Annotated in this window: 12 protein-coding genes; 1 reads left to right on the forward strand and 11 read right to left on the reverse strand. The window is 33.1% G+C overall.

Annotation, left to right across the window (positions count from 1 at the left end; genetic code table 11):
- The first annotated feature begins 3 nt into the window (after nucleotides 1-3).
- Nucleotides 4-1176: a cobalamin-independent methionine synthase II family protein gene (locus AC37UB_RS09530; RefSeq protein ID WP_490685652.1), complete on the forward strand. Its 1173-nt coding sequence runs from the start codon at nucleotides 4-6 to the stop codon at nucleotides 1174-1176.
- A 49-nt stretch (nucleotides 1177-1225) separates the two neighbouring features.
- On the opposite strand, the gene AC37UB_RS09535 is transcribed toward AC37UB_RS09530, so the two are convergent.
- The 11 genes from AC37UB_RS09535 to AC37UB_RS09585 form a co-directional block, all read right to left on the reverse strand.
- Nucleotides 1226-2692: a C69 family dipeptidase gene (locus AC37UB_RS09535; protein ID WP_490685653.1), complete on the reverse strand. Its 1467-nt coding sequence runs from the start codon at nucleotides 2690-2692 to the stop codon at nucleotides 1226-1228.
- A 921-nt stretch (nucleotides 2693-3613) separates the two neighbouring features.
- The gene (locus AC37UB_RS09540; RefSeq protein ID WP_490685654.1) at nucleotides 3614-4180 is read right to left on the reverse strand and encodes a hypothetical protein; all 567 of its coding nucleotides are present in this window, start codon (nucleotides 4178-4180) and stop codon (nucleotides 3614-3616) included.
- Nucleotides 4177-4794, reverse strand: a complete 618-nt coding sequence (locus AC37UB_RS09545; RefSeq protein WP_490685655.1) for an AbiTii domain-containing protein — start codon at nucleotides 4792-4794, stop codon at nucleotides 4177-4179. The genes AC37UB_RS09540 and AC37UB_RS09545 overlap by 4 nt, the downstream gene beginning before the upstream one ends.
- Nucleotides 4795-4843: 49 nt before the next feature.
- Nucleotides 4844-8818 (reverse strand): Eco57I restriction-modification methylase domain-containing protein, encoded by a 3975-nt coding sequence (locus AC37UB_RS09550; RefSeq protein ID WP_490685656.1) that lies wholly within the window; start codon nucleotides 8816-8818, stop codon nucleotides 4844-4846.
- Entirely contained in the window at nucleotides 8811-9551 is a 741-nt protein-coding gene (locus AC37UB_RS09555; RefSeq protein ID WP_490685657.1) for a methylase, read from the reverse strand. Before AC37UB_RS09555 ends, AC37UB_RS09550 begins: the two co-directional genes overlap by 8 nt.
- A gap of 210 nt (nucleotides 9552-9761) precedes the next feature.
- Nucleotides 9762-10154 carry a 30S ribosomal protein S9 gene (gene rpsI / locus AC37UB_RS09560; RefSeq protein ID WP_071457734.1) on the reverse strand — a complete coding sequence of 131 codons (393 nt, stop codon included), beginning with the start codon at nucleotides 10152-10154 and terminating at the stop codon, nucleotides 9762-9764.
- A gap of 13 nt (nucleotides 10155-10167) precedes the next feature.
- Nucleotides 10168-10611, reverse strand: coding sequence for a 50S ribosomal protein L13 (gene rplM, locus AC37UB_RS09565; protein WP_071457735.1), 444 nt, complete (start codon nucleotides 10609-10611; stop codon nucleotides 10168-10170).
- A gap of 128 nt (nucleotides 10612-10739) precedes the next feature.
- The gene (gene truA, locus AC37UB_RS09570) at nucleotides 10740-11504 is read right to left on the reverse strand and encodes a tRNA pseudouridine(38-40) synthase TruA (RefSeq protein WP_490685658.1); all 765 of its coding nucleotides are present in this window, start codon (nucleotides 11502-11504) and stop codon (nucleotides 10740-10742) included.
- Nucleotides 11505-11567: 63 nt separating this feature from the next.
- Nucleotides 11568-12365 carry an energy-coupling factor transporter transmembrane component T family protein gene (locus AC37UB_RS09575; RefSeq protein ID WP_490685659.1) on the reverse strand — a complete coding sequence of 266 codons (798 nt, stop codon included), beginning with the start codon at nucleotides 12363-12365 and terminating at the stop codon, nucleotides 11568-11570.
- Entirely contained in the window at nucleotides 12355-13233 is an 879-nt protein-coding gene (locus tag AC37UB_RS09580) for an energy-coupling factor ABC transporter ATP-binding protein (RefSeq protein ID WP_490685661.1), read from the reverse strand. Before AC37UB_RS09580 ends, AC37UB_RS09575 begins: the two co-directional genes overlap by 11 nt.
- The gene (locus AC37UB_RS09585) at nucleotides 13209-14048 is read right to left on the reverse strand and encodes an energy-coupling factor ABC transporter ATP-binding protein (RefSeq protein WP_117973928.1); all 840 of its coding nucleotides are present in this window, start codon (nucleotides 14046-14048) and stop codon (nucleotides 13209-13211) included. Before AC37UB_RS09585 ends, AC37UB_RS09580 begins: the two co-directional genes overlap by 25 nt.
- Nucleotides 14049-14050 lie beyond the last annotated feature (2 nt).

Here is a 14050-nt window from a genome sequence, read left to right on the forward strand (position 1 = left end):
TTTATGACACGATCAAAATTTCAATTAGTTGGATCATTACTAAGACCAAAAGAATTATTAGCATACAAAGAACAAATCGAGGCGCGTGACGATATTACCTATCCTTTTTATGAAGACTTTGCTGGTTATCAAGAAGTTGAAACAAAAGCCATTAAAGAAGTCGTAAAAGAGCAGATTGAACATGGGATTGATATTGTGACTGATGGAGAGTTTTCAAAAGCATTATGGCATCTTGATTTCTTATGGGGATTAGGTGGTGTCGAACGTTTTATCACTGATCACGGTTATGCGTTTAAAGACCATGACGGCGCTCATTTTGAAACACGTAAAGATATCGGAATTCGTATCACTGCTCCTTTAAGCGGTAAAAACCACAACTTCCTTAAAATTTTTAAAGAAGTAAAAGAAGACGCTAGTAATACTCAAGCAAAATTAACTGTATGGGGAGCGGCTCATGCCTTTACAGAATTAACAGTATTTAATGGATTATATGGTGATGGACAAGTTTATAAAACACAAGACGATTTGAAAACAGGTTTGATTAATGCTTACAAAGAATTTCTAACAGAGTTTAAAGAAATTGGTGGTGAAATTGTCCAATTTGATGATTGTTTATGGACACTATTCTCGTCAGATAACCAAGATAGTTTCTTCGCTGAAGGAAATGAAAGTTTAGAAGATTTAGCTGATACGTTTATTGCCATTAACAATGAAGTGGCTGATTTTGGTCATTCATTAGGACTGAAAGTTTGGACACATAACTGTCGTGGAAATTATCAAAGTCGTCATGCTGCAGGTGGTAGTTACCAAACGATTGCGAAAAAATTCTTAGGTGAACAACATTATGACCGTTTCTTCTTAGAGTGGGATGATGAACGTGCAGGAGATATTTCAGCATTGGAAGTATTAAAAGACAAACAAGATGTAGAGGTTGTACTAGGTTTGCTATCAAGTAAAACAGCTACGTTAGATGATGAAACAAGAACCTATCAATTACTCGAAAAAGCGAGTCAAATTTTACCAAAAGAAAGATTACTATTATCACATCAATGTGGATTTGCGTCATGTGATTGCGGAAATGAATTAACCCAAGACCAACAATGGGCAAAAATCGACCAAGGACAAAAAATCGCGAAATACTTTTGGTCAGATAGCTATGTGAATCAGTATAATTAATCAGAAAAACTCCATGAAACAGTAATATAGGTTTCATGGAGTTATTTTTTTATAAATCTTTCTTATGCTCAACTTTTGTTTTTTCGGTACTCTTAATGATTAACTCTTGATTTAACTGTTTGTATCGATTTAGAGTATAATCAGAAAAACCTTTTGTTTGTTCGTTTAAGTAGTCTGGTAACTTTTCAGGATTTTCTTTGATGATTTTTTCAGCTTCTTTATCTGTCTTTTTCATCTCTTGTGTCAAATGGTTTCTAACTTCTTTTCTCACAGGTAACACTTGATCATTTTTAAATTCTGCATAATAAGGAACTGTCAAAACATTCGTCATACGATAATTCCAGTAAGCTGATTCTGTATCTGGCTTATCGGTTCCCATTTGATATTCTTTAGGTGTTTGCGTGATTCCTGAATAAAACGGTACATAAGAACTCGTATCAGGCACACCCATTGCTAACCAGTGAATCCCGCTAATTTCCTCTGGCACATCGTTTCTAACTTGTAAGATATGCGACTCCATTGTTCTCGGTACGTTGATTGGTCGAAACTCTTCTGGTTTGCTTCCTGTATAGGTATCATTCTTAGTATTATTAAAATGATTTCTTAAAACAAATCCTACTTTTGCCACAGAAACTTTGTCATCTGGCTTTTTGAATAAATCAAAACTATCATTTTTCAAATCTAATTTTTTTGATTCAGATGGCGTTAAAATTTGCTGTCCTATTAATGTACGTGGAATATTGTATTGAGCATCAGACTCTTTGTCTGCAAACACATCACGAATCGACACATCTTCTACTTTATCCGCTAGTTTATTCTTTTTAATAAAGTCTTTCAACCCTTCTGAATACATCACATTATCTTTGTCATCCCAATCAATTTTTTGAATGGACAATGTATTGGCTATCACTGCATATTGATCATCTGGAACACGTACTGCCACCCACTCATGACCAGTCAATAATTCCATATACCAAATATCGTTTTTATCTGAGAAAATAATTCCATTTGTCTCGGCAGAACCTTTCTCTTTTACAATATTCCCCAAGTATTCAACACCATGCTTAGCCGATGTTATATAAGGTAATACAACAGTCACAAGAGAATCTTCCGCTATACCGTCTTTTACATGAGGATCAATTTTTAAAACTTTTTCTTTTGTTGTTGCTGATTCAGTAGCACTCATTGTAATATTTTTACTATTGATACCTGCTGACTCATACAATCCTTCAGAATCATCCCACTCCGGCGTTGCTGTGTACTTCATTTGCTCTTTAGGTAATGTCATTTTAAAGCCATTGCCTTTAGAAACGTACTCTCTTTCATTTGAATTTTCAGGACGAACGTAAAAATGTTTAGCCCAAGCAGTCCCCATGTCTTCATTTCTTGCTATCAATGTCGATCCATCAACTGATGCATCTTTACCAACTAACACCGTTGTACACGCTTGCACAGAGGTTGGTATACTTAACGCTAGTGCCACAAAACCTATAACTCCTGTTGCCTTTTTTATCATTTTCATTCTCCTCTCAGTTGCCATCATAGTAGCACCTAAAGAAAGCGTATACAACGAAATAAAGATGAGTTTAATTATACTTTCACAATATTAACTATAAATTTCATGTTCTTTTAATAGTAAAAAGAATTACCGAATAAACGCTGGTAAAGTCGCATTTATAATGACTATAAGCATTGGATTTTATAGTAAAAAAGACATCGTTTCAAATGGCGATGTCTTTTGGCTATTTACCTTTGAGTATTAAGTTTATACTTATAATTTATATTATTAAATTAATAGTAAAAAAATTTTCTAAATTCATACTTTAATTCTAAAACACTTCATAATCATAATATATTCATCTCTAGTCAGATGAACGCTAACTGTCTTAATCAAACCCAAGATAAATTTTCTTAGCTACATTCTTTTCTTTTTTAAACTCGTTAACAAGTTCTAAACAAAAAATATTTTCAAAATCATCTGTAAAAATGACTACTTTATTTAAAAATAACTTTTTCAAATTTACCAAATGGAATCTATAGAAAATAGACAGATACTTTTTTTAATCTTGCATATATCCCATTATGCTTGAATCTCATTACCACCACCAAATGGATTCCATTTATTGATAATAAGCTAGTCCGAATCTATAACTTTGTATTATACTATTCAAAGCAAACAAAACCATGTTCAACAAAAAAACACCCTCCAAAAACGGAGAGTGTTTTGATATTCTGTATAAAAACGAATTAACGTTTTGAAAAATATAGTTTTACTTTTCATCCATTTCAAACATCAATAAATCCCTTTGTATCAATATTCTTAAAATATTAAAAATGATAGAAATGGACCAAAAAGGACTGAAATGGATATCACTTGAACCGATTTGAACCAAAAAATGATAGATGTTAGTTGAATACAAAATTATTTACATCCCACTCATTTCAAACAAATCCAGTCTCTATCAATTGGCTCTTTTGATATTTGCCATGGATTGTCTATCTTTATAAAGGCAATTTGATGGTACTTACCTTTAGAGTCATAGTATGATAGCTTCACTTCATCAAAGTTTCCTTCAACATCTTCTTTTTTTATCATGAAATGTAAGTCATACTTACTAATCGAAGTAGGTTCTAATATAAATGAGTATGCACCATTATTGCCGTATTTAACCTCTTTTCCATCATCTTGATTATATCCTGACATTTGGATCATATTTGTAATCTTTTTACCTTTCAAGAACAATTGTAAGTTCAAATTTCTTATTATTTCTCGTTTTTCTTTTGTATTATGAAATTCAATCCATAACGGAACTGAGAATACTCCTTCTTTTCTAAACCCCCAAGAATGACTGTCAAATTTACTATATACCTTTTTATAATAAATTTTTACCTTTCCTTTATTCTTTAGTAGCGCTTGTAAAACAGTTTGAGAAAATAGACCTATTATAGTTGAAACTAAAGAGATTATCGCTCCTACAATTAAAGTTTTTATTTCTTGACTCATATTATTTCATCCGTATTATCATAATAAATTCTATTAACAGTCTTTTTTATTTTTTGAGACTGTTCATCTGTTATTATACCTAAATCTATATCCATATTATCTAAATTACCAAATTCTTTTTCTAAATCTATCAGAAACAACAACAACTTATTTTTCACATTACTAACTACTTCTTCAATAGAAATTCTACTATACTCTTTAAAAATTTTATAACAGCCAATCCCTGTATTTTTGTATATATCTCCTGCTAGATCCATTAAATCCATTCCTAGTTTACCGTCTAGTTCCAACATCTTTTCAATTCCTCTTATACTTGTCCTTAAAGGCGTCTGTTTTACAATTTCTCTAATATCTTCTGATAAAAAATTCAGTGGAAGTGCAACATTTGTCACTTTATAAGGCCCATTTATACCCGAATAAACAAGATGACTCGCAATATTTTTACGATAAGAAGGCAATTCTGTTTCAATAGAATAACCATTCAATTCCCCTAATATCCATTTGTTTAATTCTTCATTATTTAACTCACTGGTTATTACTAATAATCTTTGAAGAGCTTCCTCTAAACTAATTTTATTTGTTGCTAAATCTTTTATTAATTGACTTTTCGCCATAAATAAATACTCCTTTTTGATTATATAAAGCTATCATTATTCACCAGTATTATATCTCTTTAATTCTCATTTCAATAAACGCTACTTCATCATCATCTAAATGATATTTTTTATATAGTTGTAAATCTATTTCATGAGAAGATTTAGACCAGTCTATATCTTCATTTGAATCAAAATCTTGTAAAGGAATAAATCGATAAGTATTTTTGGTTGCATCATGACTTGCTTTGGCTAAGCTATGTAAATACCTTGAGAATTTTGTTTGTAAGTATTTAGAAAGGTTAGTTGCTGAATTTTCATTTAATTCTAAATCTGCTCCAATTACTAAATAGGTTTCCGTACATACAGTATTAGGTTCACCTATAATTGTGTTAAAATTATCATCATTTAATTCCGTACCAACATTGTTTGACCGTGCAGTAAACACCTTCCACTTATCAATCCATTCGCTCTTAGAAACCACATCTTCTCTTTCTAAATACCCCACTACCCCTTTCCCATAACATTTAATTGAATTCTTTAAATTATTAATTTTCAAGTGAAACTTCTTATCTTTAACAAAAGTTCCTCCTAATCCAAATGGTTTACGAGAAGAAACTACCGACATTAACGAATTAAAATCCGTTAACTGTTCATCCAGAGATACTTTCTTTAAAATATTTACAGATTTTTCTTCACGTATCAAAATATCCAAATCTCCTGTTTTAATAGGTCTAACTGATGCATTCAACTTCTTGTTATTCTCATAAGTCACTACTCTAACATTATTTGTCTTATTATCATAGTTAGCATCCCACAAGAAATAGCATACACCTCCCCTAATATTTGTATTAGGAAATACCTCTGATGGATTTAGCCAATCATGTAATTCTCTTATATGGGTATCTGAAAGCATTTCATCCCTAAATGAATCAAGCCCCTTCCCTCCAACATACCATCTAGTTGGAATAATGAACGACATATATTTAGGTTTAAGTTTTTTTGAAGTTTCTACGAAATAATTATATAGTGGCGTTGAACTTGAACCTGCACCACCATCTTTTTCACTATAAGGAGGATTTCCTATTATCACATCAAATTTCATATTATCAAATTCTCCTTTAATAATTTTAGTCGTATCTTCCATATTTTTTTTAAGCAATGACGTTAAGTTTTCTATAAAATGAATATTTGTTTTCCAATTATTATACCCAGCTAGAGTTCTTTGAGTAATGGTTTTGGCCATTTTAGTTTTGGCTAATACAAAAACATTATTTAATAAAATGTCTTGAACTATTTCATCTTCATCAAACTTATCAAAAGAACCTGCCCGTTCATTATTAAGATCATTTCTTTTTTTATAAAACAACGATGTGGCAACAAACAATGGGTATAAACCAGTTTTAGAATTAATTTCTAAAATTTTAGTATCGTCGCTATAAACTTCTTCAGTCACATCTCTATCTACCCATCTTATGATATTTTGACCATCCACAGTAGTATGTCTATATTCTTCATCAAAGTAACATAAGCCTCCAATCGTGTCAGACAACTGCATATTGACAACTCGCCATGGCGTTAAAACAGTTTCTTTATCAGGGTTTTTAAACGTACTAAATAATTGTCCTAATTTTTCTGTTCTTTCTGTATATTCTAATGTGTCGTACGATTTCGCTTTACTTCTAATAATTCTTCCAGCTTCAATAAACACTTCATTATCATAGTATCGTGCATAACGCTTAAATATTTCCTTGGTTACTTTATTCGGCATAAATTCTTTCCAAGACACTTCATCAACTTCATCAACAAATTTATCTATATCCACTTCGTCTTGAATATCAACTTCCATACCATAAATCATTAAAGGTATTCTGATAGATATTCCTCTTAGAATTGAAATCATGGTCTTCCTTTGTTTCTTGGCTTCCTTTAACTTTTTAATAGCTTCTTGTTCTTCAATAGAGAGTTCCTTTATTTTTTTCTTTTTTGCCTTTTCAGCTTTATCATACTCTTCATCAGTTAATCCTTGTTTATTCACATCTATTTTCTTCGGCATTTTACTATTATTAGTAGATCCAATAATTGCCTGTAAATCTTTGAAGTCTTTCAAATCGATATCTGATAAAGTTAATAATTCATCATTATACAGTGACTCATCTTCAAATCCTGTCCGAACAGCTTTTTCAGCGTAAACAATTTTTAATTTTGTTAACAATGAATCAACATTATAAACAGCCATTCCATTTCCTTTTTCTCCTAAAATTGGTAAAAAGTTCAAAAACTTCTGCATTTGTTCTTTCTGTATTTTTGTAGTTTTCTTTCCTACTCCCGAGTTTAGTTTAGCTGCACTTGTCATTACTGTTAATGCTCTATCAGGAGCAAAATCAAAAATATAAGCATTCGTTTTCATTCCCATCTCTTTATCAAAAAACGGTGTTTGTGCTCTAAACGCCGCCTGAAGATATGATGATGGTGAATTAGTGTTATTAAGGAAGACAATACCAGTCCACTCTGGTATATTAACACCTGTTGTTAATTTTCTAACAGTTAACGTAATCGTCTTCGTTTTATGTGGTTCATCCGTAATAAATGTACGAACTCTTTCCAAATCACTATCAATAGCACCACCGTCCCTATCATCCTCAATACCATCATCAACAATGTTAATAATTGAATATTCTTTAAATATAGGATGCCTATCCATCAATTCTTTTAAAGCTTTACAACTTGCTACACTTGGAAGTAGCCATAATGTATGTCTCAAATTATTCCTGAAGTCTTCCTTTGAATAAGGGTAATTATTTTTCTTACTATCTCTTGTGATTTCAGATAGGAACACAGTTACTTTATTTTCATAAACAAATTTTCCACTATCATTTACTTTAAAAAATTCCATAAAGTTAAATGCTTTATCTTCTATATTGACAAAGGTCTTGTCTTTAAATTTATCTTGTAACTCAAAAGTATACATATTCATCTTAGGTAACATCTCATATGGGTTAGGTTCTTCAGGATGTTCTATCATCCAATTATACTTAGCCTCTTGTTCCATCACATAATCCCAAGTAAAAACTTGCTTTTCTTCATAATCATCTAATATATTGAATGGGGTACCTGATAGTTCAAGTACTTTTGCTTTTTTCCCAATTATATCCAAAACATTTTTGGCTATCTCTGTTCTTGTTCCTTCATGTGCTTCATCAATGATAATAAAATCCCACTCAATATCTGCTACCGTTTGATTCTCTGTAGTATGTTTACCACCAAAAGCAGATAGACCTCTTAAATCTTGTAAGCTAGCAAAATATATAAATGGCGTATCTATTTGTTTTAAATAATCAATTCTTTCTCCTTGCCCTTTCGAACCGATGATATAGTTATCTTCTGTATTAAAAATTTTATTAAAATCTTCAAACCATCCATCAGAAACAACTGGTCTGTGGGTAATAATTAATGTCTTTGTAAACTTTTCTTCTTTAATAACTTGTAACGCTGAAAGAGTTTTACCAAATCTCATTTTAGCATTCCAAAGCATCCTTTTTTTACTTTTAAATACTTCTTTTGTCTGTTGGATAGCTTCTAATTGTTCTGGACGAAAGACTATTTTTTTTTCTTCTTTTATTTTTTCATTTGTATCAATAGTATTTCTGCCATCTTCAACAGCTTCTATCGCTTTGACAACTGTCTCTACATCTGTCTTATACCATTCATTACCTTCACCTAACGCTTCTTTTTTAATACCTGATCTTTGTAATACTCTATGTACATCATAATCTCTAAAAAAAGTATTATCCTTCTTAATAGCTAGTCTAGAAACATCAATTTTATAAGGTAATCCTGAGGTTCCAGCATATTGTTTGATTCTTTTTCTTGCAACCTCCTTTAAATCATCACTATTATCCCTTAAATCCGCTTTAATACTCTCTATAGACGTATCTCCAATTTTTTCCAGTCCATTATAATAATCGAGTTTCCCATTTTCATTTAGTATACTAAAAGCATAAATTACTTTTCTTTCAAATGTAGAATATGTCACCCTATCCATCTTGCTCTGTCTCCTCTTTGTAAATATTCGTTATTGGCGAAGCTACATAATAAACATTAGTATTGTTCTCTGAAAATTCCGTTTCTTCTTCACACAAATCAAATAAACTTATTTGTCCTAACTGTTCTGGTTTTTTATAAACACTACCAGGCTCATTTTCTTTACCTATCATAATATCTTCTAAAGTATATTCTGTCCGAAGTATTTTTATAGTATTAATATCTTTTCTTAGTTCATTTACTATTTTCCACTCAGAGAATACTATTTGTTCTCCATCAGGTTTTAATTTAGTCAAAAAATTACCTTGTGTAATATTAGCCGAAATAATTGTTTTTGCACTTGAATTAACTTCTTCTTTACAAAACTCCCCAAATTTTTGAGCAACCTTTAAATAATGCTCCTTATAAACTTCATACAGGTTCATCACACACATTTGAGCATTATCTTCTAATAGCTCAACACCATATATTGTTGATAAGGCATATAAAGAGTAATTTTCATATCGTATCAAACTTTCTGAATATTTTTCTTCAACCATTTCTAACTTTCGGCTTAGAATAGAAGATAAAAAAATCCCTTCACCTGCAGATGGTTCCAAAAAAGTGGCTTTCAAATCTTCACTTGCATCTTTTATTCTAGGAGAATCCAACATCTGTTCGACCATCCATCCAGGTGTAAAAACCTCTCCATGTTTTTGTACTCTATATTTACTTTTAATTAATGTTTTTGACAACCTTATCACAACCTCATCTTATTCATTTAATATCTAGGATACAAATTAGTTTTACTAAATTACCGAAATACTTTAATATGTTCTATTTTATAATAGCATATAATTTTCACGCATATGCACTTAAAATAATAAACGCATTAGTCTCGACTGCTAATAAAAAAAACACCCTCCAAAAACGGAGAGTGCTTTGGTATTCTGTATAAAAACGAATTAACGTTTTGAGAATTGAGATGCTTTACGAGCTTTTTTAAGACCTGGTTTTTTACGTTCAACCATACGAGCGTCACGTGTTAATAATCCTTCACGTTTAAGAGCTCCACGGAAGTCAGGATCTACTTGTAATAATGCACGAGCAATACCATGACGAGTCGCGCCAGATTGTCCTGCATATCCACCACCATTAACGTTTACGAAAACGTCATATGCGCCTTTTGTTTCAGTTAAAACAAGAGGTTGCATAATTACTTCACGTAAATCAGCATGTGGAATATATTCTTCGATGTCTTTGTTGTTCATAACTACTTTACCTGTTCCAGGTACTAAGCGTACGCGAGCAACAGATTTTTTACGACGGCCTGTGCCGATATATTGTACTTTAGCCAATCTATTTTCCTCCTTAAATTAGGTTTGTAATGTCTAATACTTCTGGTTTTTGAGCTTGTTGTTGATGTTCGCTTCCACCATAAACGAATAATTTAGACCATTGTTTACGTCCTAAAGTATTCTTTGGTAACATACCTTTGATAGAATTCTCAACTAAACGACGAGAGTTTTTATCACGTAGTTCACCAGCAGTGATAGATTTCAAACCACCTGGATGTTGGCTGTGACGGTAATATACTTTGTCAGTTGCTTTTTTACCAGTTAATTTTACTTTATCAGCATTAATTACAATTACATAATCACCAGTATCCACATGTGGTGTGAATGTTGGTTTATTTTTTCCACGTAAGATAGATGCTACAACTGTTGATAGACGTCCTAAAGGAACATCTGTTGCATCCACTACATACCATTTACGATCTACTTCGCCATTTTTGGCCATATATGTTGTACGCATGGGTGTTTTTCCTCCAATTTTCTTCTGTTGTTTGACATAACACAATAAGTTTCCGGGGCTCATCGTGGGGCAAACAATACCACTAACCATATTATCCTTATTTTGTTGATATGTCAACAAAATTCATATTATTTATGACACTTTTTCTCGCCGTTATAATCGACTTTCATTAAAAATAACCCCTCTGGTTGAGCAGTTGGTCCTGTCATTTTCTTGTCTTGGTTCGCTAGGGCACGTTGTATAGCGTCTTCTGGCAGTTGTCCATTCCCTATTTTTAATAACGTCCCGACAAGCATGCGAACCATTTTATATAGAAATCCATTTCCCTTAAAAATAAATAATAATTCATCTTCGCCAACTTCTTCTATTGTCACACTGTAAACAGTTCGCGTCTTATCTTCCACAGAACTTCCTGTCGCGCAAAACACGCTAAAGTCATGTTCTCCTTCAATAAAACGTGCGGCACGCCTCATAGACTCTAAATCAAGCTCATAACGATAGTGTGCTGCGTACAATCGTTTAAATGGATTGGGAGATTTACCTGTATCAACATGATAGTGGTATTCTTTACCTGTCGCCAAGTATCTCGCATGAAAATCTTCTGTCACTTCTTCAATCGATAAAATACTAATATCCTCTGGTGTTTGAGTATCCAGTGCAAAACGTAATTTTTCAACCTCTCGTTTTTGTGGCAAATCAAAATGGATCACCTGACCGACTGCATGAACCCCTGAGTCCGTTCTACCAGACGGATGGATTGTCACAGGCTTTCCACTGTTTAATCGCTTTAGAGTGGCTTCTATGACCTCTTGGATGGTCACAGCATTAGGTTGAATCTGAAATCCCGCATAGTTTGTTCCATCATAACTAATAATGGCTTTATATCTTGTCATTCACTTTATCTCCTTTATTTTTTCCAATGAAAAAACGAGGCACAAGTCCTCGCTTTTAATGTCTTAATTTCTAACTAGTACCAGTACAATCGTCAATACGACAAATGACAACATAGCTAGTGTATCGGTTTTATTCCAGTTTAGAACACGATATTTCGTACGGCCTTCGCCACCACGATAACCACGTGCTTCCATCGCAATCGCTAATTCTTCAGCTCGGTTAAAACTACTTACAAATAACGGAATCAGAAGTGGCACAATAGCTTTCATCTTATCCATTAAGTTTCCTTCGCCAAAATCAACCCCACGAGCGCGTTGCGCATTCATGATTTTTTCTGTTTCATCCATCAACGTTGGCACAAAACGCAACGCAATAGATAACATCAATGAAATTTCATGCGCTGGAAATTTTACTTTTTCCAACGGTCTAAGCAAATACTCAATCGCATCTGAAAGTGATAATGGGGGTGTGGTTAGCGTTAAAAGTGTCGACATAAAAATAATCAACACAAAACGTGTAAAGATAAAGAACCCATTGACCAAACCGAATTGGCTAATGCTTATCCAACCCCAATCAAAGTACACATGTCCCCCACGCGTAAAGAGTACCTGGAGTCCCACTGTAAATAAAATCAACCAAATTAATGGTTTCACTCCTTTAAGGAAGAAACTTAGTTTAATCTTTGATAACCAAATACAAAATAGCGTGAAAGCAAACATCACACCAAATGATAAAAAGTTATTACAAATAAAGATAATCCCAATAAAGTAAAAACTAGCGATTAATTTGGCACGAGGATCCATACGATGAACCACTGAGTTACCTGGTATGTATCGACCCAAAATTAATTTATTCATCATCTGAGAGTACCTGCCTTTTTTCAAGAATCGGTAAAAGCTCGTCAGATAATTCTTCTGCGGTTAGTGGCAAGCGACTAAATTCCATGCCCTTTGCCATTAAATCAAAAGCAAATTCTGTCGCTGTTGGAACACCTAATTGTTTTTCACGTAACCATTTTACATCATTGAAAATATCACGTGGATGTCCTTGTTTTTGGATTTTTCCTTTTTCAAGAACCACCATAAAATCAGCATACTCAGCCACATCATCCATTAAATGCGTCACTAAGATAATGCCAATCCCTCTTTCCTTATGTAGACGATAAAACATATCCATCATGTCTTTTCTACCCTTAGGATCAAGTCCAGCTGTTGGCTCATCTAAAATCAACACTTCAGGTTCCATTGCCAAAACTCCCGCAATGGCCACACGTCGCATTTGTCCTCCTGAAAGATCAAACGGGGAGCGCTCAAGATAGCTATCATCTAGACCAACAAGCTCTAACATCTCACTAGCTAAACGTGCACTTTCTTCTTCAGACACACCAAAATTTTTCGGACCAAAGGCTATATCCAAAGCAACTGTTTCATCAAATAATTGTGATTCAGGAAATTGGAACACAATTCCTACTTTTTTACGAATTGGCTTCAAATTTTTATTGCTAGTCTCAGGAGTAATCACTCGGTCTCCAATATATACTTTCCCACTTGTTGGTTTTAGTAATGCATTCAAATGTTGCAACAAGGTTGATTTCCCACTACCAGTATGACCAACAATCGCACTGTAGCTATTACTTGGAATGTCTAAGTTAATATCAAACAAAACACGTTGCTCAAATGGGCTATTAGGTTGATATGTAAAATCTACTTTCTCAAACCGTATGTCCATAGCCATTCCACCAATCCTTCCCTTGTCAAATACTCATTTGGCACATTAATTCCTTTTTTACGCAATGACGCTTTTAATTTTTCTGGAAATGGTATATCTAACCCCATCCCAATTAATGCCTCACCATGAGAAAATATTTCTTCCGGTGTTCCTTCATGGATAATCTCACCTTGCTTCATCACAAGAACACGATTAGCATAAGCAGCTTCATCAATATCATGTGTAATCGAAATAACTGTTAAATTTGTTTCTTCTTTCAATGCACGAATCGTTTCAATCACATCTTGTCTACCTTGTGGATCAAGCATGGAGGTTGCCTCATCTAAAATAATCACGTCAGGTGCTAAAGCAATCACCCCTGCAATAGCAACACGTTGCTTTTGTCCACCTGATAGTCTAGCTGGCTCTTTTATCTTGAAATCAGACATACGAACTCTCTCAAGCGCGTTGTTGACCCTTACAATCATTTCATCACGAGGAATTCCTTGATTTTCTAAACCAAAGGCTACATCATCTTCAACTGTTGAGCCAACAAATTGATTATCTGGATTTTGAAACACCATACCAACCATTTTACGAATGTCCCAAATATTTTCTTCCGTTAACAACTCTCCATTAACTTTTATTTCGCCAGATTCCGGTGAGATTAAACCATTAATGGTTTTTGCTAAAGTAGACTTACCTGACCCATTATGACCAATTAACGCTACCCATTCACCTTTATTAATGGTAAGTGATACATCATTTAACGCTTTATGTTCCTGTCCATAATATTGGAAGGATATATTATTTAATTCAATTAAGGGATTTTTCATTT

The sequence above is a fragment of the Vagococcus changpingensis genome (assembly GCF_058211775.1).